19 protein-coding genes are annotated in these 21,108 nt (G+C 37.5%); 2 read left to right on the top strand and 17 right to left on the bottom strand.

Going from position 1 to position 21,108, the window contains the following annotated elements; translation table 11 throughout:
* Positions 1-1,254, bottom strand: coding sequence for a quaternary amine ABC transporter ATP-binding protein (locus KD050_RS12345; protein WP_211892659.1), 1,254 nt, complete (start codon positions 1,252-1,254; stop codon positions 1-3).
* Between the two features lie 214 nt (positions 1,255-1,468).
* Here KD050_RS12345 and KD050_RS12340 point away from each other — a divergent pair, with 214 nt between their 5' ends.
* Positions 1,469-2,014, top strand: coding sequence for a GbsR/MarR family transcriptional regulator (locus KD050_RS12340; protein ID WP_211892658.1), 546 nt, complete (start codon positions 1,469-1,471; stop codon positions 2,012-2,014).
* Positions 2,015-2,140: 126 nt separating this feature from the next.
* Here KD050_RS12340 and KD050_RS12335 read toward each other — a convergent pair whose 3' ends face one another.
* The 13 genes from KD050_RS12335 to KD050_RS12275 form a co-directional block, all read right to left on the bottom strand.
* Complete coding sequence (locus tag KD050_RS12335) at positions 2,141-2,998, bottom strand: ABC transporter permease subunit (protein WP_211892657.1); 858 nt, start codon at positions 2,996-2,998, stop codon at positions 2,141-2,143.
* Positions 2,998-3,786, bottom strand: coding sequence for a phosphonate ABC transporter, permease protein PhnE (gene phnE / locus KD050_RS12330; protein ID WP_211892656.1), 789 nt, complete (start codon positions 3,784-3,786; stop codon positions 2,998-3,000). The genes KD050_RS12335 and phnE overlap by 1 nt, the downstream gene beginning before the upstream one ends.
* Positions 3,787-3,798: 12 nt before the next feature.
* Positions 3,799-4,572 carry a phosphonate ABC transporter ATP-binding protein gene (gene phnC, locus KD050_RS12325; RefSeq protein ID WP_211892655.1) on the bottom strand — a complete coding sequence of 258 codons (774 nt, stop codon included), beginning with the start codon at positions 4,570-4,572 and terminating at the stop codon, positions 3,799-3,801.
* A gap of 83 nt (positions 4,573-4,655) precedes the next feature.
* Positions 4,656-5,696 (bottom strand): PhnD/SsuA/transferrin family substrate-binding protein, encoded by a 1,041-nt coding sequence (locus KD050_RS12320; RefSeq protein WP_211892654.1) that lies wholly within the window; start codon positions 5,694-5,696, stop codon positions 4,656-4,658.
* A gap of 154 nt (positions 5,697-5,850) precedes the next feature.
* Positions 5,851-6,666 carry a PHP domain-containing protein gene (locus KD050_RS12315; RefSeq protein WP_211892653.1) on the bottom strand — a complete coding sequence of 272 codons (816 nt, stop codon included), beginning with the start codon at positions 6,664-6,666 and terminating at the stop codon, positions 5,851-5,853.
* Complete coding sequence (locus tag KD050_RS12310; RefSeq protein ID WP_211892652.1) at positions 6,656-7,378, bottom strand: phosphonate C-P lyase system protein PhnL; 723 nt, start codon at positions 7,376-7,378, stop codon at positions 6,656-6,658. Before KD050_RS12310 ends, KD050_RS12315 begins: the two co-directional genes overlap by 11 nt.
* Positions 7,379-7,398: 20 nt before the next feature.
* The gene (gene phnM, locus KD050_RS12305; protein ID WP_211892651.1) at positions 7,399-8,580 is read right to left on the bottom strand and encodes a phosphonate metabolism protein PhnM; all 1,182 of its coding nucleotides are present in this window, start codon (positions 8,578-8,580) and stop codon (positions 7,399-7,401) included.
* A gap of 13 nt (positions 8,581-8,593) precedes the next feature.
* Positions 8,594-9,433, bottom strand: a complete 840-nt coding sequence (locus KD050_RS12300) for an ATP-binding cassette domain-containing protein (protein ID WP_211892650.1) — start codon at positions 9,431-9,433, stop codon at positions 8,594-8,596.
* The gene (locus KD050_RS12295) at positions 9,426-10,292 is read right to left on the bottom strand and encodes an alpha-D-ribose 1-methylphosphonate 5-phosphate C-P-lyase PhnJ (protein ID WP_211892649.1); all 867 of its coding nucleotides are present in this window, start codon (positions 10,290-10,292) and stop codon (positions 9,426-9,428) included. The genes KD050_RS12300 and KD050_RS12295 overlap by 8 nt, the downstream gene beginning before the upstream one ends.
* Entirely contained in the window at positions 10,282-11,397 is a 1,116-nt protein-coding gene (locus tag KD050_RS12290) for a carbon-phosphorus lyase complex subunit PhnI (RefSeq protein ID WP_211892648.1), read from the bottom strand. The genes KD050_RS12295 and KD050_RS12290 overlap by 11 nt, the downstream gene beginning before the upstream one ends.
* Positions 11,397-11,993: a phosphonate C-P lyase system protein PhnH gene (gene phnH, locus KD050_RS12285; RefSeq protein ID WP_211892647.1), complete on the bottom strand. Its 597-nt coding sequence runs from the start codon at positions 11,991-11,993 to the stop codon at positions 11,397-11,399. The genes KD050_RS12290 and phnH overlap by 1 nt, the downstream gene beginning before the upstream one ends.
* A 67-nt stretch (positions 11,994-12,060) precedes the next feature.
* Positions 12,061-12,483, bottom strand: a complete 423-nt coding sequence (gene phnG, locus KD050_RS12280; RefSeq protein ID WP_211892646.1) for a phosphonate C-P lyase system protein PhnG — start codon at positions 12,481-12,483, stop codon at positions 12,061-12,063.
* Between the two features lie 874 nt (positions 12,484-13,357).
* Positions 13,358-14,083, bottom strand: a complete 726-nt coding sequence (locus KD050_RS12275) for a GntR family transcriptional regulator (protein WP_211892645.1) — start codon at positions 14,081-14,083, stop codon at positions 13,358-13,360.
* Between the two features lie 306 nt (positions 14,084-14,389).
* On the opposite strand from KD050_RS12275, the gene KD050_RS12270 reads away from it, so the two are divergent.
* On the top strand, positions 14,390-15,283 hold the full coding sequence (locus KD050_RS12270; protein WP_211892644.1) for a YsnF/AvaK domain-containing protein: 894 nt from the start codon (positions 14,390-14,392) through the stop codon (positions 15,281-15,283).
* A 132-nt stretch (positions 15,284-15,415) separates the two neighbouring features.
* On the opposite strand, the gene KD050_RS12265 is transcribed toward KD050_RS12270, so the two are convergent.
* The 3 genes from KD050_RS12265 to KD050_RS12255 form a co-directional block, all read right to left on the bottom strand.
* Positions 15,416-16,024: a hypothetical protein gene (locus KD050_RS12265; RefSeq protein ID WP_211892643.1), complete on the bottom strand. Its 609-nt coding sequence runs from the start codon at positions 16,022-16,024 to the stop codon at positions 15,416-15,418.
* A gap of 9 nt (positions 16,025-16,033) precedes the next feature.
* Positions 16,034-17,218: a ParM/StbA family protein gene (locus KD050_RS12260; RefSeq protein WP_211892642.1), complete on the bottom strand. Its 1,185-nt coding sequence runs from the start codon at positions 17,216-17,218 to the stop codon at positions 16,034-16,036.
* 666 nt (positions 17,219-17,884) lie between these two features.
* A complete protein-coding gene (locus KD050_RS12255) occupies positions 17,885-21,037 on the bottom strand; it encodes a DEAD/DEAH box helicase (RefSeq protein ID WP_211892641.1) in 3,153 nt (1,050 codons plus the stop codon).
* Between the last annotated feature and the right edge of the window lie 71 nt (positions 21,038-21,108).

Raw genomic sequence — 21,108 nt, 5'->3', positions numbered from 1 at the left:
TTAAACCACCTCCGTTATATGCTGTTCTGCGGAATCCATCGTTCCATCTTTATTTATAAACTCATTATCACCAGATAATGCTCCAATAAGGGCACCACGAATAATAATCCCTTGTAGCTTTTGCTCTTCATTTATAACTGCAACAGGAATGCTTGCTGTTGATACTACATCAAATATTTCTGTGAGGACCGTATCTGGTGAGATCATCGGAAGGTCGGAAATAATGACATCATTCAATGACTTTTCTGATTCGATTGCTTCCACAGTATCCTGTGCTGTTACAGCTCCTAATAAGCGATTCGCATTATCTACTACATATATAGAAGAAATACCTAAATGTTTCATCAGTCGAAGTGCTACGCGAGGACCACGATCAACTTTTACCGTATCGGCTTTTTTCATGATATGACCGGCGGTTAGTACTTTGGATAAGTCGACGTCTTCTACGAATCGTTCGACATATTCGTTGGATGGACTCATCAGAATTTCTTCAGGTGATCCAATTTGAACAATTTCTCCGTCTTTCATCAGCGCTATACGGTCACCAATACGAAGAGCTTCATCTAAATCATGTGTGATGAAAATTATTGTTTTTTGCATATCGTGATGAAGCTGAAGCAACTCATTTTGCATATCTTTTCGAATAAGGGGATCTAATGCACTAAACGCTTCATCCATAAGCAATATATCTGGATTATTTGCCAAAGCTCTAGCAAGTCCAACGCGTTGCTGCATACCTCCACTTAGCTGTTTCGGATACTGATCCTCATATCCCGCAAGACCAACAAGTTTTAAAGATTCTATTGCTTTTTCGTTACGTTCTTTTTTAGATACCCCTTGGATTTCTAAGCCATACTCTGTATTTTCAACGATTGTTTTATGTGGGAAGAGGGCAAAATTTTGAAAAACCATACCAATTTTCTTCCGCCTTACATCACGAAGCTGTTCCTTATTCATCTGAACGATATCCTTGCCATCTAGTAATATTTGCCCCATCGTTGGATCTATTAATCTATTAAGCAGTCTAACTAATGTAGATTTACCACTTCCAGATAAACCCATTATGACAAAAATTTCACCTTCATTGACATCAAAGGATACTTGTTTTACACCCACCGTTGCACCAGTTGCTTTCAAAATTTCACTTTTTGATTTGCCATCTTTCAGCATTTGGATAGCACGGCCACTACTTTTACCAAAAATCTTCGTAGTGTCTTTTACTACTATTTTTTTATTTATATTTTCCTCAATCATGTCTTCACTCCTTACCGTCCGAAACACACGAACCCTATTCATTATAGAGGTAACTACACAAAATTTCAACAGTTTAAACTTTATTAATTGTTTATACGGTAAAAACTGTACGAATTTATTTTAAAAAAATTGCTTTTTGGGTAAGGATATAATACATTTAAATTTAGTTAGCTGGATTATGTGAAGAAAGCTAATTTCAGTGGAGGGAACGTAAATGAATGACCAAGAAAAGATAGATAAAGCACGGGAAAGAATTATTGAAACAATTGCCCAAAATATACATTTATACGGCTTAGTACCTTCTGCAGGTAGACAATTCGGAACAATGTTTTTTCAAAATGAACCACTAACATTAGATGATATGACAGAAAAATTAGGCATGAGTAAAACAAGCATGAGCACTTCTGTCCGAGCTCTGTCCGAACTAAAATTAGTTGAACGTGCCTGGAAAAAAGGAGTTCGAAAAGATTTATATAAAGTAACGGATGATTGGCACCAAAGCTTTATCGATTTGTTTTCTATTAAATGGCAGAGATCAGTTACACTGCATTCAGTAGCGATTAAAAAATCACTCACAGAACTTGAAGAACTGTTGCAAGACCCAGCCCTTAGTGAGGAATTACGTGAAGTGGTTCAAATAGATATCGATAAGCTTAAGTATATGAAAGACTATTACAACTGGCTTGAACGTGTCATAGATGCATTTGAAGACCAACGAATATTTGATTTGGTTCCTAAGTTTGAGGATTCTAAAAACTAATATAGTTCATAACAAAACCCCAAGTAGCAGCACTTTTTAAGGTGCCCACTATTTGGGGTTTTTGGTGTCCCTCTGTAAGAAACAAACATGATAACATAAACATTCACAATTGTTTGAATTAACCTGTTATTTTGTAGAAGTAGCTGGGAAATAACGACTTTTTAATTTAGTAGATGTAAATTCTAAGATTATTGCTAGGATCAAGATCATATAAGTAATTAACCCGACCTCTCGCATGTCAAAGTAGAATCCAGAAGCCATGAACAATTCGAATCCGATACCACCTGCACCTGCCGCCGCTCCCATTGCGACAGCTACAGAGAAATTAATTTCAAACCGTAAAAATGTCCAAGATAGTAAATAGGTGAACGTCGTAGGTAAGACAGCATGGGTTACGATATGCCACCAGTTAGCACCAGTTGCATTAAGTGCCTCTAATATCCCCTTATCTACTTCTTCAAAAGCCTCTGAAAATGCTTTTACTAAATAAGCAATAGAGTGAAACAACATTCCAAGAACAGCTGCTTCACTTCCTAGCCCTGCTGCGATTGCAAAGATTAGTACCCATAGTACAGTTGGTACTGCTCGTACAAAGGCTACTAAAATTCGTACTGTTTTCGATATCCATTTGTTCGATAAATTAGTTGCTGCCATCAACGCTAAGAAGAAGGCAATCACTGCTCCAAGAATTGTCGAAAGGAAAGCTAATCCGAGCGTAATGCCGACTTGATAAAAAGCCTCTCCCCATGTGAAGTGGTTCAAAGCAGGTTGGAAGAACATCACTTTCAAATTATATGCTGTATCTGGAATTGCTTTTGTTAAATCCAACCCCGAATAGTTAAACGATATAAACGCTACAATTGTTAGTGCAAACAGAACAAGCACTGTCCCTTTCATCACGCTTTCCACTTTGTTGCCCGATTTAATCGAAATTCGACCGTTCGATTTTTTTCTGACGTGTATCGATGTAGTTGTTGCGTCCATTATAGAATCACCTTCCGTATACTGTTTGAAATTAGTTCTAGCATAATAACGGAAATGACGATACTAAGTGTAACAAGCGCCACTGCATGATAGTTAAGGGTTTTATAATAGAGGTCAAATGAATACCCAATTCCCGTACCTGTTAAAATACCAACAAGTGTGGCACTTCGAATATTTGTCTCGATCATAAACAAAATCCAACTGATCATTTGAGGCAAGCACTGGGGAATAACTGCTTTATAGACAATTTGAAAGTAGGTAGCTCCAGTAGCTCTCAAGGCTTCCACTGCACTTAGGCTGGCTTCATCGATAGATTCAATAAACGCTCTTGTTAAGAAGCCAAGCGAGCCAACAAACAAAGCTAAGTACCCTGTCATCGAATTCTGACCAAAGGAAAGTAACAATATTAATGCCCAAGCAACGACTGGAATATTTCTTGCCACTGATGCGATAAAGCGAGCAATTGCACCGAGCACATTACTAGTTCCAGTTGTTTTTGAACCCATTAATCCTAAAAAGAGAGAAAAGACTGTTGCAGTTGTGGTAGCTGCTATAGACATAAGAATAGTTTCCGCTAATTTTTCAAGTATTTTTGGCAGTCTTTCTAGCGTTTCTTGAGTTATAAATAGATTGGAGACTATCCAAGTTATCGCATTTGGTAACGTAGCAATTCCATGAATGATATTAAAGTTCGTTATGTCCGATGATAAGTATGTCAGGACGATTATAATCGCAGCAAAAATAATCGTCTGCCATTTCCGCTGGTTTCTCATTACTTTTTCATTCACTTTGGTTGCTCCTTACACAGTAACTAACTGTCTTTTTTCTACCGTTTTTGTGCCATAAATTAGATCCGTACTATCTGTAGATAATCTAAAGCTTGGGCCATCAAAGACGACGCCACCTTTACTTAGACCAATAATACGATCAGAATAGCTTCGAGCAATTTCCACTTGATGCAAATTCACGATGCATGTAATGTTCAGCTCCATCGTAATCGACTTTAAATAATCCATGATTACTTTTGAGGCATTAGGGTCAAGAGAGGCAATTGGTTCATCACAAAGAACAATTTTCGGCTCTTGGATTAGTGCGCGAGCAATCCCTACGCGTTGTTGCTGACCACCACTGAGCTGATCACATCGTTTGTAAGCGTGCTCCTCAATTCCTAATTTTTTTAGAAGGTAAAAGGCTTGTTCCTTTTCATCTTCTGTATATTTCCCTAATATTCCTTGAACGGTTGTTTTATATCCGAATCTACCATGTAGCACGTTCTCGATAACAGATAAGCGTGGCACAAGATTATAATGTTGAAAAATCATGCCAATGTTTGTGCGCATCTTACGTAGTTCCTTTTTGTTCAAACTACCTACGTCATTACCATCAAAAATTACTTTGCCTTCGTCGATTTCCACCATTCGATTCATACAGCGTAAAAGTGTTGATTTTCCAGCTCCAGATGGTCCAATAATTGAAACAAATTCTCCTGCTTCTACTCCAAAGCTAACATCGTTAAGAACTTTCGTTTCCCCATTATATGACTTTCCTAATTTCTCCACTTTAAGTAAGGTCATTTATTCAAACTCCTTTAGCTAATTTAATGAATAAGAGCATGCATCTATTCGTATGCATACTCTTATTTTGAACGTCTGCTCTACTATTTGGAAAGTTCACGAATTGGGTTAAACCAAGCATCTTCCACTTCAGCAAATCTTTCATTTCCTGACTTAGAGAATAATCCACCCTCTTCTGAATCCTCTGGAACAAAGATCTTTTCATTGTTTGCAATTTCATCAGAAGTAAATAATTCTATTAATTTGTCAAAATCCTCTTGGCCTAAAGCTTCTAAATTCGCTGCAAATGGTGCGTTTAATACTGGTGTTACAGACATCAACACAAATTCTTTTCCTGTTACTGTGTTAAAAGGCTCTGCTGCATCGTCTTTAACTTTATAAACAGATCCTACTTTGTTCGCATCACCTTCAGCTACATCTACGTAGTTTTCTACACAAGTATCACAGAAAGCTGCAACCTCTGAATTGTTACTTAAGAGGTTTACTGCAGATCCTTGATGGGAGTTACCGAATAATACTTGAGAGAATAGTGGACCGCCTTCCATCAAGTCTTCTGCTACCAAACCTTCAAATCCTGATTTTTCTACATAGTGAGAAATAATGGATGATGTTGGAACCACAAATCCTGAGGTTGAACTATTTGATACGAATGAAATACTTTTTTGTTCTAATGTATCTAATGAAAATTCTCCGTCTACTTTGAAATCTTCTTGTGCATCTACATTTACAGCTAACCAGCTGTGATACAATGCATCATCTAATGTACCTGATTCACCTGTTGGTACAACTAATGGTTGAATAGCATCGTTTCCATTTTTAGCTTCGATATAGCCCTGTGCTCCCATGAAAGCAAGATCAGCGTTGTTATTTATTAATGTTTCAATGGCAATTGCATAATCAGTAGTTAACTGATGTTCCACTGTTTTACCAGTAGCTTCTTCAATTACTCGTCCAATTTCATCACGTGAAGACTTCATATCTGAACCAGATTCATTTGGATACCAAGCGATTTTAATCACGTCATCCACTTCTGCATCCTTCGCTCCAGCAGTTCCTTCTGAACATGCAGATAACAATACAGCAACTACTAAAACCAGACTGATGATAGACCATTTTTTCTTCATTAATAATTCTCCTTTTCGCTAAATAAAATGGTAATGCATGTAAAAACCTGATTGTACATTTATATTGAAACATAAATTATTTTCCAATTGTGTAAATTTACAGTAATTTCGTACATTATTAAACTTCTTTACAACTTTACAATTGGTTCAGTTGTTATTCGTCATTTAAGAGTCTTTCAAACAAGGGACTTACAATATCTCCAACTTCAATAGTGACCCCATATGAGCCGTGAAAATCCGTGCCACCGGTCATGATCAATCCATATTTTTCGGCCAAAAATTCTACCTTTTGATGATCCTCGGCTGTGTGATCTAGATGGTTTCTTTCAATTCCACCTAAGCCAACCTCTATTAGCTCGGGTATCAATTCATAGGTATCCAGCTGACCAGGGTGTGCGATGACCGCTATTCCCCCATCTGCGACAATTGCTTGTACTGCCTTAAATACATCAATGTATTCGATATCGCCTGATGCAACTCCATTACCTTTAAATAAGTTTTTATATAACTCTTTATACAATGGAGATGTGTAGGTAGCATCCGTTAAACTATGCATTATATGTTGTTTATAAATTGTCTCGGATGGTTTGGCAGATTCCTTAATCGCGGAAATATCTAGTTTATATCCCGCTGCTCTTATTTGTTCTATTTGCCAAAGCGAATGTTCTTGTCTTCGTTTTAACAAAGGATTACAAATAGCTTGGATATGATTCGCTTGAGGATGATAGTTATATCCGAGCACATGTACTTTTCGGTTTCTTTTAAAGTCAAAGGCGGATATTTCAATACCAGGTATGACTTTAATTCTGTATTTTTCACCTAGTTCAAGAACTTCAGGAAGTCCCTTGACGGTATCGTGGTCAACAAAACTAATATGTGTGACACCTCGCTGGCTCGCTAGTTTCATCACAGTTTCCGCATGTTCTGAACCGTCTGAGTAGCGGCTATGGACATGTAAATCAGCTTTCATTGCCAATTGTCTCTTTCATAACGGTTAGCTGTCTTGATTGCATATCGTAGACCTTGTCACAAAGCCCTTCCATGAATTCAATATCATGAAATATTCCAACCAAGGTTGTGCCTCTAATTTTTAGCTTCTCAATCATTTCACGGACTTTTACTTTAGATTGTTGGTCTAGACTTGCAGTAGGCTCATCTAGCAATAGTAATCGCGGATTTTTCACAGTTGCCATCGCGATGTTTAATCGCAACTTCTCTCCACCGGAAAATGTATTAGGATAGCTATCCCATAATTTCGGATCCATCTCGAAATGTGTTAATGCCTGCTCTGCCTCCTTAAGAGCCACTTCTTCGGTTTCACCCATTTCTAATAATGCATTAATAACGAGCTGGCGGCAGGTTGTTCTAGGCATAACGTTTAAAAATTGGGATACATAGCCTATCTCGTATTGGCGTAAATATAGCATTTGTCTTTCCGGAATTGTTGCCAAATCAATTTGTCCAAAACGTGCTGAATTATAAAAAATATTGCCGGTATCCGGTAAATACGAGCGGTAAATACTCTTCAATATCGTCGATTTACCACTCCCACTTTTCCCAACAATTCCAATGAACTCTCCTGCATCTAAATAGAAATTGATATTTTCAATTGCTGGCATTGTTTTCCCTAGGTGATGAATCGTGAATCGTTTGCCAAAACCCTTGATTTCTAACATCGCCATTTCACTACCTCCTTGATTTACTATTTAATACGGTAATGCGTCGTCGTTATTAATGCCCCGTTTACCATTGTTGTAGTCAGCATCGGATAGCCATCTTCCATTCGTTCAATTACTAAAATGTCCGCCTTCTTCCCAGCCTTTATCGAGCCTAACTCATCGTCCATTTTTACTGCTTTAGCAGGATTTAACGAGACCATCATGAACATTTTGTGTAAATCATTACCGTGCTTCTCATGCAAATCAAAGATAGCGTGTAGTAATGCCGCTGGATAATAATCACTACAAAGAATATCTACACAGTCATTTGCAATGGCTTCAGCTGCCGAAAGATTCCCGGAGTGCGATCCGCCGAGAAGCACATTAGGAGCACCAGCAATTGTATATAACCCGATTTCCTTTGCTTTCTTTGCCACTTCCAGGGTAATAGGAAACTCACTAATTGTTGTTCCAAAGGATTTTACTAACTCTAATTTTTGGATTTCGTCATCATCATGTGACGCGACCGCAATACCTTTTGAAATAGCTATATCTGCTACTTCTTTTATTTTTTCAATTGTTAAAAACTCTGTACTTTGTCGTTCTGCAATTAACACATTGACATCATCATCTGAAATATCGCGGTATCCTTTTAATGTTTCGCGATAGACTTCTAGATTTCGATATTGACCTTGCCCTGGTGTATGGTCCATAAATGACAACAAATGAACCTTGCCATCTTCTATATTTTTTACAAGTGTGTCTATTTCATCTACATTGTCTATTTCAAAACGAGCATGCATGCGGTGACGGATCAAATGCAATTCATTATGCGTTGCGTCAATTGCATCTACCATACGTTGAATATTATTCGGATTTCGCATCGGTTTATGGGTAAAAACATCTTCTTTGTAAAACGATAGGGAATGGAACATCGTAGTAATTCCATGACTGATCAATATTTTCTCTGCTTCACGTAAACTAATATTGAAATCCATCATACTAGTGGGTCTGGGCGATGCTATTGTCTCAATATAATCCGAATGGATATCTATAAATCCAGGAGATATGTATCCCCCTCTTGCATCGACAAACTGTGCTTCGGTATATGTGGACACCGCATCTTGTGGAATAATCGCTTGAATTATTTCACCTTCAACTACAACCGCATGCCCCTCTAATATTGCTTCCTCTGTTATGATTTTCCCATTATGAATAATATACAAAGTCACCGCTCCTCTATAATAATGAGTAAACTAATTGCTGCGTGTACTCATGCTGTGGGTCTTCTAAAACTTGATCGGTTAAACCTTCTTCAATTACTTTTCCGTTCAACAGCACAATGGTGCGATCTGCAAGCATACGTATTACGCCTAAATCATGCGAGACAACAATCATACTAATTCCTAAATCTCTTTGAATTTTTTTGATTAAATCCAATACGTTTGCTTGTACGGATAGATCCAATCCTGTAGTTACTTCATCTAAAAATAGAATAGGAGGATTATTCGACAATGCCTTTGCTATTTGAACCCTCTGCTGCATCCCACCGGAGAAGTTTCGCGGTTCTTCTTTCATGCGATGTAAAGGAATATGTACACTTTTCAACAGTTTTTTACTCGTAGCTTCCATATCAGCAACATTGCGATTCCCCGCCGCAATTAATTTCTCTGCGATGTTGCCTACAGAAGAGAAATTCATTTTTAAACCATGGACCGGGTTTTGATAAACCATGCCATATACATGATTTCGGATAGAGCGTTTTTGCTGGGAGGATAATTCAAAAACATTTTGCCCCGCTATTAAAGAGTCGTTAATATACGCTTCTCCTGAAGAGACATCTGTATCGAAGTATAAGCATTGCATCATCGTAGATTTGCCACTTCCACTTTCCCCAACGATCCCTAAAATTTCCCCTGGATACAAATCGAATGAAATATCTTGGCACGCATAAACTGTCCCACAACTCTTACAAAAGTTTTTCTCCAGATTTCCATCATTAAGTTCCGAGCATTCTTTGCATCCTGTTCCAAATTGCTTTCGTAGGTTCCTTACTTGTAGTATTGGCTCCTCATGCATAGCTAGTTTGCACCTCAGCTTTCTCTTTCTTATTCAACTGATCCATGCAGAAACTTGTGTCGTTGCATTGATGAATGGTTATTCCTGTTTGTTGATCCATTAATTCATCCAAAAAGATATCTGTTGAACCACATAAGTGACAATGAAGACCCTCAAAGGATTCTACAGTGAATGGATAGTCCTCAAAAGCTAGAGACTCCACATTTGTATAAGGTGGTACTGCATATATTTTCTTTTCTCGCCCTGCTCCAAGTAAGATTAAAGATTCCGATTGATGCATTTTATTGTTGTCAAATCTAGGAATTGGGCTTGGTGCCATCACATATCGTCCATTTACATAAACCGGATGATCCGCAAATGTAGCGGTCTTCCCGTATTTCATGATTTGTTCGAATAACATTAGCCACACACCGCTATAATCATCTTCCGAATGCATTCTTTTCGTCATAAACTCTCTTGCTTCTACTCCGCGAAGTGGTTCTGGCGTCGGTACTTGTAAGACGATAATTTGATCTTTTGTTAAGGGAACCTCTGGTATACGGTGCCTTGATTGAATAATAGTTGCTTCTGAGGTTTGCTCTGTTAGCTCAACATTAGTCGTTTCATGAACTAATTTTTTTATACTGACTGCATTTACAGATTCGTCTGCACCTTGGTCGATTACTTTCAGCACATCCGGCTTACCAATGATGGAGAGGGTGATTTGTAATCCACCTGTACCCCACCCACGTGCAATGGGCATTTCTCTTGAAGCAAATGGCACTTGATATCCCGGAATTGCTACAGCTTTCATGATTGCACGACGAATTTCTTTTTTAGATCCCTCATCAAAAAATGCAAAATGTGTATTAGCTTTCAACTGTTGGCACCCCTTTCTTCACTTGACGGATACTATCCAGCTTTGATTGGAACGTCACATAATGTGGTAGCTTTAAATGGGATATAAATCCCGTTGATTCTACAGAATCTATATGCAATAGCACAAACTCTTCATCATGTGTTGGAAAATCAGATTCTGGGTGCTCCAGACATTGGTCTAAAATGCTCATAGCAATGGCCTTTGTTTCATTTTGCCCATAGCAAATGCCATAGCCAATTTCAAATTCCAGTTCATATTCGTTGTTTTCATTTTTCACGGTTGTTGGAACAAATGATTCTACTTCGGTCACTTTGATTTCACCGATATAAAATTCATCTTCGTCGCTATGCTCCATCTCATTTGGATGCTGCACATAAATAGGAACAGATCCTACTCGCACTTCTCCCACAGTTGGATGAACTTGCCCGTAGCCTCTTAGTGACGCATAGCCTAGAGAAGTAACTGCGCCCGTTTGTCCTCTTGTTAGAACTTGAAGTCTCTCACTACGCGTTGTTGGAAATTGTAGACTTTGCTTTGTAACATCAATAGGAGAAGTGTTGTCTGCCTCATATGTTTCAAAAAGTCCTTCTTCCCGCAAGTAATCTACTACTTTAGGAAAATACTTTACTTCGTCGAAAGCTTCAATTTGTTTTAATTGATCTTGATAGTTTTGCAGCCACTGTAGGTTATCATCTAGATTTTCTTGTATTAATTCAAAATCGAGTAAACGATGTGTGTAATCATACGTTGCTCCTAATAATTGTCCACCTGGGATATCTTTAAAACTTGCTGAAATACGACGCTCTACAAACATTTTTTCAGGTTCAACCGTTTGACTGTAATAAGGACGTGGCAGAGTAGAACGATGAGCTCTCATGAGAAATACCGCTTCTTCCATACTTCCTTCTGCTTGTTTGATCGCAAGTGCTGCCAAGTATGGAGAATACAAGCTACTTTCCGACATAACCTGATCAACCATTCCGCGCATAGTCGACATAATTGTCTCTATATCAACTATTTCTTCACCTCTTAAGCGTTCGTACTTTATTCGTTGAATAGACGCGTCAATTGCCTGCGTCCCTCCTTTTACCGGAACGTACCCCATTAGCTCACCTCCATGATGCTGATCGACGTTGTTCGAGGAATGCATACTACTTGTGCATTCTCGTCAGTGAAGATTAAATCAATGCCCAGTGGATATTCCTTTGTTTTTTCATTTCTTGCCTGCCATATCGATTGATCAAAGCTTGTATGCAATTGGGCTGTGTGCTGAATTCCAGGTCCAGTTAAAGTCAGTTCACCTTCATTAGATAATGGAGCACTTTCTATAATCCATGTTGCAGACAGCTGAGGATCAATGAGCGTACCATTTTTACAACTTTGAATAGCACTTTTTATAGCAGTTTCTGTATCTTCACTCAGAACAATGACAAAGTCTGCTAAGTTTATTGGTGCATATTTTGCAGATGTATATTCTGAAATTTTCTCAATTAAATCCTGTTGATCCTCTGAAAGAATGTGAAATGTAGTTTCTGCATCTAAAAATGTCATGGCACTTAAAATAGTTGCGTCGTAACAAGGAAGATTCATATTTACCCGCTTTGCTATTTCATTTAGTGACGAAATGGTGCCGGGTCTAGACATACTGTGCAATATTTTTCTGTAAACTTGCTGCAAGTCATGTACTTGATCAATCGTCATGCTATCTCTCCTATTTGCTTCCGCTTCACTTTGTTCAGCTCCGCAGAAAAAACATTGCTGAATAAAGTTAAACTTCCATCGTTTCAAAATTAACTTTTGTTTCAAAAAGCTCTGCTTGTTTTTTCGCTCGTTCTTTTGTAATTTGATTTTCTGCTTCTATTAAATAGGTTTTCCATGTGTTAGTTTCAGGTAAATCTGCCTTATACGCAGCATCGATAATCGCTAAATGTTGTGCAAGCTCATCTTTCATGCCGATAACTATTCCTATACCAATACGATTATTAATCTCTACTTTTGCTTCTGTTATAAGGACTTCTCCTATATAAAATAGTGAGTTTTTTGCCGTTTCTCGCATTTTAATCATGGTCATTCCGTATTGAGGGGCCATAATTTCTCTACATTCATAAGTATCCACAATGGATTCCGCAAGCCTTTGCGCCAAGTGGACATCACCTTGAATGAGAATCTCTGTTCTTCTTCTTCTTTTCATATGTATGAATCCTCCTTTGCAAGTTCATCTTAACTTGTCGCCAAGTGCATGTGTTTTAAGGTATCGTAAATGTTTGTAAATGTTCTTAATAATTAATGAACAGAAGCGATTTCTTGTATGGAAGAAAAACCGGGCAAAAGACATGCTCAGTCCTTTAAGTCCAAAACCTGTTTCTATCGTTTTCGAAGGTCTTTGTACATACGTTTTGCTATATTATTGCCGAGTGAATTTTTAGGGATGCTGGTTGGTTGTCTATCCGTCGCCGTCCTATAACTCTCAGAAACAGGTAAGTGCGTTTTTGGATAACTAGAGAAAAGATACCTTCTTATTCATAGAGGAAGCTCTCGAAGATGCAATTTCGTTCGCTAGTTCGCTACTTTATTTAGTAACTACTTACTATTTCTCTTTATGTCCCCTAGATAAAAGAAAATCTACTTTCTTCATCCTTCATTAGAGAATAGTATCCTTGATTCGACAGACGGTTTATCACTATATCTACTTTGACTACTCTTATCATCTGAGCCAGAGCCATACACTATTCTATATTTTATTGTTGAGGACTAATCACTTAATTGATTGGAGTGAAAGGTGGCTACTCCAGCAGGAAAGCGTTAGGCGAAGACCCCGCAGCGAGGACATTGGCAGAACTTTGTTTGGCCAATGTCTTTGCGACGAGTAACCGCAGGAGCATATGTTTTCAAGCGAGGAGGCTGTGGCAACGCTTAGCTAGAAAGCGGCCACCTGAAGGGGAAATCAGTAGTATTATTCAATCCTTAAAGTGTCATGAACCCCTTGTTCACGTGCATTTTTATATACATTCCTACTTCGAACAAAAAACAGGTAGAGGACAATATCGTCCTTTACCTGTTTTCATTCAATCCATTGATATATCATATTTGAACTTATCACTTCGATAGAGTATTTTTGTATGTTCTAATACTTTATTGGAGGCGACATCTATGCAATCATTTTCAACCACAATGAGTGGAACCATACTTTTACAAGATAACAATTGTTGTTCATCTGAAGTTGGAAATGTAATACTTAGCAAGCTTTTTTTACTTGTAAACTTTTTATAGCCTAGTTCTCTAAAATAAGCAAACATGGACTCGATCTTTGGTCCATCTTCCATAATTTTCGGAAACATCTTTTTACTAACAAAGGAATAATGAATTGCGATTGGTTCCCCATTTATATAGCGTATTCTTCCCACTTTATAGACATCTACATCTTCTTCCATATTTAAACTATTATAAATTTGTTCATTATAAGCGATTTTTTCACAAACGATATTCTCTGTTTTTAATTTATACCCTGCTTGCTTCATCTTATCCGTGAAACTTGTTTTTCCGGTTAAGTGTAATTGAATTTGTATTGATTCTTCTTTTAGATATCGTCCTTTTCCTTGCTTGGAATATATGTATCCTCTTTCTTCTAATTTCGTAAGTGCATTTCTTACGGTTATTCTAGGTACTTTATATTTTTTTGCGAGCTCATTTTCAGAAGGAAGTTTCTTCCCATGTTCAATTGACCTCGATACTATTCGATGCATAATGTCATCTATAATTTGCGCTTCCATATCTATTGATATAAGAATCATCTCCCGATTACTTAATTACTTATCATTATACTTAAAATCGTATTTATGTGTCAGAAGGAAGGTTAACTTGAATGTTCTTAACACAAGCGCTACTTTATCCAATTACTGGAATATCCTCATTTTATGAAAGCTTGTATTAATCCTTTAAATTCGCAGTCTAAAAGAATGAACTAGTCTTTTTTTGTTTGTAATTTATACCTAAACACAGCCGAGAATGAAGTTGCTTTTGTTTAATTAAAAAAACGAGTGGGTATCTATTAAAACATGCACGATATTACTAATTAATATTTTAGGAGGAGATTATTAATGGCAGACAAAAAATATATTGGATCTTTTAGAACAGAGCAGGAAGTACTGGACAAGATTAATGAGTTGAAGCTAGAAGGTTATGTAGAAAATGATATCTATGTAGTGACTAATGACAAAGATTCCCTATCGATGGTTCGCGGCCAAACAGACGTGGATCTATCTACAGTGGAGGGAAATTGGTTAGACAAATTCATGGCTTTCATGAGTGGGGATGAACCAGTTCGGGCAGCGTTTCTGAATATGGGCTTCTCAGATGAAGAGTCAGATCGATACTATGGTGAAGTGAAAAGTGGTAGCATCCTCCTCTATGTTGATAAAGAGTATGGAACTATTTACGATGGGAATGATAGAGATCTAGGAGCAAATCAGACACTTACAAATTTCTCTACAACAGATACATTTAATGATGGTCAAACGCAAGAAGAACGCATGCGACTTCATGAGGAACGACTGTCTATCGACAAAGAACAGCAACAAGCTGGTGAAGTGAACGTCGAGAAACATATTGTAGATTCGCAAGAAAGAGTTGAAGTCCCTGTGGAGCGTGAGGAAGTGTATATCGAAAGACGTGCAGTTGATGAGACTGCCGCAGGAGATATAGTAGACGATGGTGAAAAAATTCATATTCCTGTCATGGAAGAACGAGTAGAAGTGACAAAACGACCTGTAGTTAGTGAAGAAATCGTCGTAGGTAAGAAAAAAGTAACGGACACGGAACTTATAAACGAGACAGTTCGTCGTGAAGAAGCAGATATCCAACGTACAGATAATGTTGTAGATTCAGCTGACCCTACTCTAGCTAACTACAATAAGAACAAGGCACTAGATAATGACCCACTTGAAGAAAAACGATTGGACAATACTCCTTTAAATAAACGTGGTAGATTATAATTTCTAAACTCCAATAAACTAATAACCCCAACCATTAATTGATGGTTGGGGTTATTAGTTTCCTTTTGCAAGAAACAAACATGAAAATGGTTCTTTAATAGATTGGAAGTGTTAATACACATACTACAACTACTATTTATTCATCCTTGAAAGAAAATCTCCAAGTAAATCATCTAAACTCTCAGTTTCGACATTCTCCTCTAAATCTTCTGCTGTTGCTGCATGCTCATGTTTTACTTGATCCCAGTCAAAGTTCATCAAATCATCTTCAAGTTCATCGGTTGGAAATTCTGGTTGAAGCGCCTCTGGTTCAGTGGAAATGTTAGTATTAGTAAACTCATCTTCTACTTTTTCAGTGGGCTCAACTTGTAAATGTAGGGCTTGGTCAATATCTAAGGCATTACTGTTAAGAGAGGCAAGAATAGACATTGCACGAACAGGGTCTGATAACAATTGATAGACAATATTCCCTAGCATAGCTTCTGAGTGTGCATGTTTGAGCCAGTTACGCTGTTCCTTGCTTAACTGTTTCGGCATAGGAATAGTTACAGTTTCTCTATCCTTAGATAAGGAGGTACTTACCCCCTCCAAAACAAACTCCGCTATTTTACTTGAAAAGTTTCTTCTCTCAGTCTCTTTTAACTTTTGCATTTGCTTTATAATGTGATCAGGAGTGTCAGAAGGGAGACGAAAAGTAATTGCTTGCCCCCTTTGAATACCAGAATTCCTTGATTTTTCCATGAAATCACCCTATTTTTCTACTTTTTGTTTCGTTGCTTCATTGCTTTTTATATCTTTCTTATTCTTTCTAACAAAATCAGAGATTAACTTGTGATAAGCATTTGCCATCATCCAAATGCTCTCTTTTTCATCTTCAAAGAATTCGATATTATAGCCATTTAAGTTGTTATTTAGTGTTTTAATATATTCTTTTAATACGATTGCTCCACCGCCTACAAAATAGCAGATTTCTGTTTGCGAATTTTTTTGCCAAACATTGCGTAAGTGACGATATTCTTTCTTCGCTAAGTCTAAAAGAATTCGATCAGTAATATCATGAACGCTTGTACGACTACCATTCACCATAATATGATTTCGATCATTTTTTCTAGTGATGATATCTACAACATCTCTACGGCTATCTAATTCTACACCATGCTTTAATCTAATTTCTTCTCTAATGGACTCTAGTGCTTCAGAAACACCTAAATTGAATCCCTGTGCTTTATCGTCGTCTACATTACGATTCTTAATAACCGCAACATCAGTTGAAAGGCCACCAATATCTTGAATCAGGATACTTTTGTCTACTAAATCTCTATTAATAATGTTTAAATCATTATCCATTACTAGGTTAATATATGCTGCAAAACCTTCAGGATATATCTTAACTTCATCGAACTTAATATTTACTTTTAACCCTTGGTATTTAGGGGTTACTAAAAATTCAACTTGGTGAACCGATCCTAATAGCTGCGAACGATAGCCTACATCTTTTCCTTCTTTTACTTCACGAAGCGGCAGACCAGTTCCTAGCGTATAGTTTGCATCAATTACATTATTGTTCTTTTTAAAAACTTCTGCGTTTTCTCCTCTAACTGCATCTAAAGCTAAAGTTGCAAATAACATAACTAATGTTTGATCTTCCTCTGATTTGTTGCTACCAGGGTCTAATTCAGTTGCATTATCACTTTTTGTTGCTAAGCTACCAACACGGTAAATTACATTGTTTTCGTTTAGGGCAGGGGAGTGTACTTTAATATGAATTCCTTCAATTGGATCCTTATCGTTTAATTCCTCTATACCTATAACCGGTCTGTCTTCTGTTGATACCGCAATTACATTGGGAATGTTTAGTTCATAATCTAATTTTCCAAATAAAGCTTTAACTGAGTCATTTCCTACATCGATTGCACAAATTCTTGAAGTGTTCATCAAATCATCCTTTCATCTATATGTTCTACCATTTAAAGGTTATCTTACTGGCAAAGCTCGGTCAATCCACCAAAAGTTGTACTCAAATTGTAAACATTCTATTTAATTTTGTGTACATTTCATGTAATTACGTATACATGTAAACACTTTTGTGTACATCCTTTTATATCAACTTGTACACTAGTTTGTATACAAGTTTACTATAATGCATACATCATGTTTTCTTATTGTGCACTTGTATACATTTTCGAATACATCGTTTTTTATTAGAAAAATAAAGCTTATTTATATTTTTCGAGGTGCTTTTACAACAATATAACTATTCAAAACAACAGTAACTATAACCCATTTAGAGGATATCAAATTGAAATAAGTTACTTATTTCTTACTATAAGCATTTAAAGGGTCTTTCTAGGCGTTGATGCCGACTCTGACCTTCTTGTACTAAGATTTAAAAACAAACAACTTAGAATGGCGTATTTAAAGTGAAATTAATGGGTTCATAGAAACTTATGACTATATTCTTTTCAAAAAAGTTAGCTACTTCATAAATTTACGTATTCTATATTCAAAACTTATATTTCGAACAAATAGAAATGGATTAACAAAAAAAGTCCAAGATAAACGATGTACGCTTAACTTGGACCATTCTTCTATTTCAGCTCACTATTCAATCATCAATATTTCTTTAATATCCTCTTCTGTCATAGTAGACAATGTGTCCTGCCCCGAGTGAATAACTTCATCAATAATGCTTTTCTTTTTATGTTGCAGCTGAGTAATTTTTTCTTCGATGGTGCCCTTTGCTATTAAACGAATAACGTGTACTTCGTTTTCTTGACCCATCCTATGAGCCCGATCAGCAGCTTGCTGCTCCACTGCTGGATTCCACCAAAGGTCGTATAGAATAACTGTATCTGCTCCAGTCAGATTCAACCCAGTCCCCCCTGCTTTTAACGAAATTAGAAATAGATTCCCTTCTCCATTGTTAAAGCGATCACATAATTCTACTCGTTCTTCAGATGAGGTTTGACCGTCAAGATAGAAATAAGGGGTCCCCTCTCGTATAAGTCTCCCTCTAATAATACCTAGCATCTGTGTAAACTGTGAAAAAATGAGCACTCTTCTCCCCGATATTCGACTTTCTTCTATGAGTTCCATCAACTGTTCAAACTTAGCTGAACTTCCTTTATACCCTTCTACGAAAAGGGCTGGATGACAACATAGCTGGCGAAGTCTTGTTAATCCGGCCAATATTCTTATGCGGTTTCTTTGAAGATTACCTTTTTTCAAATGCTTCAGTGCGTCCTGTTTAAGTTCAGCCAAGTAAGCAGCATATAACGTTTTTTGCTCCAGTTGTAATTCTGAATAGAGCATCGTTTCTGTCTTCTCTGGTAATTCTTTAAGCACTTCCTGTTTCATCCGGCGCAATATAAACGGTCTTACCCGTTTCGCAATATTTTCACGGCTTAATTCACTAAATGCTCTTCTACCAGGCAATAGTTCTGGAAACACAACATGGAATATTGACCAAAGCTCGTCTAATGCATTCTCGATTGGCGTCCCCGTTAAGGCAAATCGGTAGTCTGCTTTAATCATCTTTACCGCTTTTGCTGTTTTAGTTCCTGGGTTTTTGAATGCCTGCGCTTCGTCTACGAACAAGGTATGAAAGAGGCGGTTTCGGTATAGCTCTGTATCCATTCGAAGCGTTGGATACGAAGTAATTATTACATCAGCATGTGAAGTCTGTTTCCACAAATCACTTCTTTTTGCTTTATTGCCATCTATCACTTTTGCCTGAGTATGTGGCGTGAATTTTTTTAGCTCATTCCTCCAATTGTATAGGAGAGAGGCAGGGCATACGATCAACACCGGTAAATTTCGTGTACGAACATCTGGAAGTACAGATTCAATGAATGCGATACTTTGAAGCGTTTTACCAAGTCCCATGTCATCGGCTAGGATGCCACCAAATTTATATTTTGCTAGTAGTTGGAACCATCGAAATCCTACTTTTTGATAGTCTCTAAGTACCCCTTCTAGAGGGATTGGACCATCCAATTCTAAGTTCACAGGGTCGTGTAAGTTTTTCATGAGCTTGGCAAATTTTTCACCAGGCTCCACTAGGTCGCTTTGATCCAAAGATTCAATCATTTGCATTCCTTTTATTAACGGAATACGAATTTCATCCTCAATTGTATCAGTCGTAATTCCCATATCGATGATAAAACTAGATAACGCTTGGTATTCAGGTGTTTCAAGTGAAACTAAGTTACCACCCGGAATACGGTAAAATTTTCGTTTTTCTTCAATGGAAGCCATCAATCGCTGGATTTCCTTCTCTGGAATCTCTTTTAGATCAAACTTAAACTCTAACCAATCTGTTCGCTCTTTTACCTCCACTCGTATCCTCGGGCCAATATATCCCCTTTGTACACGCATTTTAACTGCTGTCGAGGCATATATTTGAACCCACTTTTCCATGCTGGATAGCACATGATATAAAAAGTGATACTCTGCCTCTTCGTCGAATAAGTAGAATCCTCCCGGAGTTTGAGTAAATCCACTCTCCAATAGTACATCGATAATCTGCTGTTCCTTATCGAGCTGGCGTCTAATACCTGGATAATGCATAACATCTGACTCTATCTCCTCACAAGGATTTAGAACAAGATGTCCATAATGGAATTCAAGCCCTGCAAGTATTCGGTGCTTGACTCGGTCTAAAAACAACTTAACGCGAAGTGGAGTTTCTCCCATCCTCCTTGAAATAGAATCCGCAATATGTACATAGCCAAGCTTCATAAGACCAGGTATAGTTTTCTCCATAAAATAATCTATTTGACTCTCTGATATGACCAATTCATGTTTTCCAGACTGATCGAGCATCTCTTTTAGTTCTGCTAGTCGAAAGCACTCAGCAGTAGGAAGTTTGTACAGAATACCTTCTGAAAATGCAAAGCCATATCCCTTAAAAACTATAATTCGGTCAAGTCCCTCCACATTCAGTTGGTAATTAGTCCTCTTCGTTTCATCAAAGGCAAAACGTAGTGGCAGGTCTCTTCCAAGCTGCACTCCACTATACATTTTCTCCTCGTGCATGAATCTAACTAATGGTGCTTTTGTTAATAGAGGAAATAGCTGATCCCAATCTGAAGCTGAAATGAGCAAAGTATCTGCTTGTACCGTTTGCTCATGCTGCCCTTTTAACAACAGCTGAAGAACTGCATCTGATTCTTTCGGAAAGCTATAAATTTCCTGCGCATAGTACTGCCCAGGAGCATATTCAAACGGCTCTTTTTTCTCAATATTACGAAGAAAATCCTTCACGTGGAAAATACCATGCAAAGTATTTGGACCTACTTTTAACTGAATACCAATTCCATTGCCCTCACCTTCCATTAACGATAATGGACGGCATATAAATTCGACATGCAGCGTTTGCCTTTTATCAAAATGTAGCTGCTTTGCTGTAGGATGGACAGATCTATTCTCAAACAAATCAAGCATTCTTGACGCCAAACGTCCCTCTGTTTCCTTTTCCTCTACTACAAATAGCACTGCTGCAATATGCTGACAATACGTTTTGACAAATCCTATAGGCGGGCAAGTACAAGTACCTCCGACCTTCCCCTCTGAATCTGCTACTACCATAACTTCAACATTATCACCTGCATCTACAGTGGCTTTTATGACCGAATCATCTGGTTGAAAAGAATACACCTGTACTTTTCCCGCTTGATAATAGGATTTACCTTTTTTAAAAGCTGTAACCCCGCATAATTTCTTTATTTTTGCTTCATTCATCGAAAAATTCATTGCATATCCTTTCTCGACCTGTAAATAAAGAATATCTTTTGATCGTATAGTTTTGTTTTACTTTAGTTTAA

It is taken from the genome of Psychrobacillus sp. INOP01 (genome assembly GCF_018140925.1).
GTDB lineage: Bacteria > Bacillota > Bacilli > Bacillales_A > Planococcaceae > Psychrobacillus.
The sequence above is the reverse complement of the archived record's forward strand: the minus strand, read 5'-3'. Positions and strand labels throughout refer to the sequence as shown.

What these genes read in the sequence shown, in the direction of transcription:
- KD050_RS12270 (WP_211892644.1), top strand. Translation starts at nt 14,390, where the DNA reads ATGGCAGACAAAAAATATATTGGATCTTTTAGAACAGAGCAGGAAGTA.
- phnC (WP_211892655.1), bottom strand. Translation starts at nt 4,572, where the DNA reads ATGACCTTACTTAAAGTGGAGAAATTAGGAAAGTCATATAATGGGGAA.
- KD050_RS12315 (WP_211892653.1), bottom strand. Translation starts at nt 6,666, where the DNA reads ATGAAAGCTGATTTACATGTCCATAGCCGCTACTCAGACGGTTCAGAA.
- KD050_RS12300 (WP_211892650.1), bottom strand. Translation starts at nt 9,433, where the DNA reads ATGCATGAGGAGCCAATACTACAAGTAAGGAACCTACGAAAGCAATTT.
- KD050_RS12265 (WP_211892643.1), bottom strand. Translation starts at nt 16,024, where the DNA reads ATGGAAAAATCAAGGAATTCTGGTATTCAAAGGGGGCAAGCAATTACT.
- KD050_RS12340 (WP_211892658.1), top strand. Translation starts at nt 1,469, where the DNA reads ATGAATGACCAAGAAAAGATAGATAAAGCACGGGAAAGAATTATTGAA.
- KD050_RS12320 (WP_211892654.1), bottom strand. Translation starts at nt 5,696, where the DNA reads ATGAAGAAAAAATGGTCTATCATCAGTCTGGTTTTAGTAGTTGCTGTA.
- KD050_RS12335 (WP_211892657.1), bottom strand. Translation starts at nt 2,998, where the DNA reads ATGGACGCAACAACTACATCGATACACGTCAGAAAAAAATCGAACGGT.
- phnH (WP_211892647.1), bottom strand. Translation starts at nt 11,993, where the DNA reads ATGACGATTGATCAAGTACATGACTTGCAGCAAGTTTACAGAAAAATA.
- KD050_RS12255 (WP_211892641.1), bottom strand. Translation starts at nt 21,037, where the DNA reads ATGAATTTTTCGATGAATGAAGCAAAAATAAAGAAATTATGCGGGGTT.
- KD050_RS12310 (WP_211892652.1), bottom strand. Translation starts at nt 7,378, where the DNA reads ATGGCGATGTTAGAAATCAAGGGTTTTGGCAAACGATTCACGATTCAT.
- KD050_RS12275 (WP_211892645.1), bottom strand. Translation starts at nt 14,083, where the DNA reads ATGATTCTTATATCAATAGATATGGAAGCGCAAATTATAGATGACATT.
- KD050_RS12260 (WP_211892642.1), bottom strand. Translation starts at nt 17,218, where the DNA reads ATGAACACTTCAAGAATTTGTGCAATCGATGTAGGAAATGACTCAGTT.
- phnG (WP_211892646.1), bottom strand. Translation starts at nt 12,483, where the DNA reads ATGAAAAGAAGAAGAAGAACAGAGATTCTCATTCAAGGTGATGTCCAC.
- KD050_RS12345 (WP_211892659.1), bottom strand. Translation starts at nt 1,254, where the DNA reads ATGATTGAGGAAAATATAAATAAAAAAATAGTAGTAAAAGACACTACG.
- KD050_RS12290 (WP_211892648.1), bottom strand. Translation starts at nt 11,397, where the DNA reads ATGGGGTACGTTCCGGTAAAAGGAGGGACGCAGGCAATTGACGCGTCT.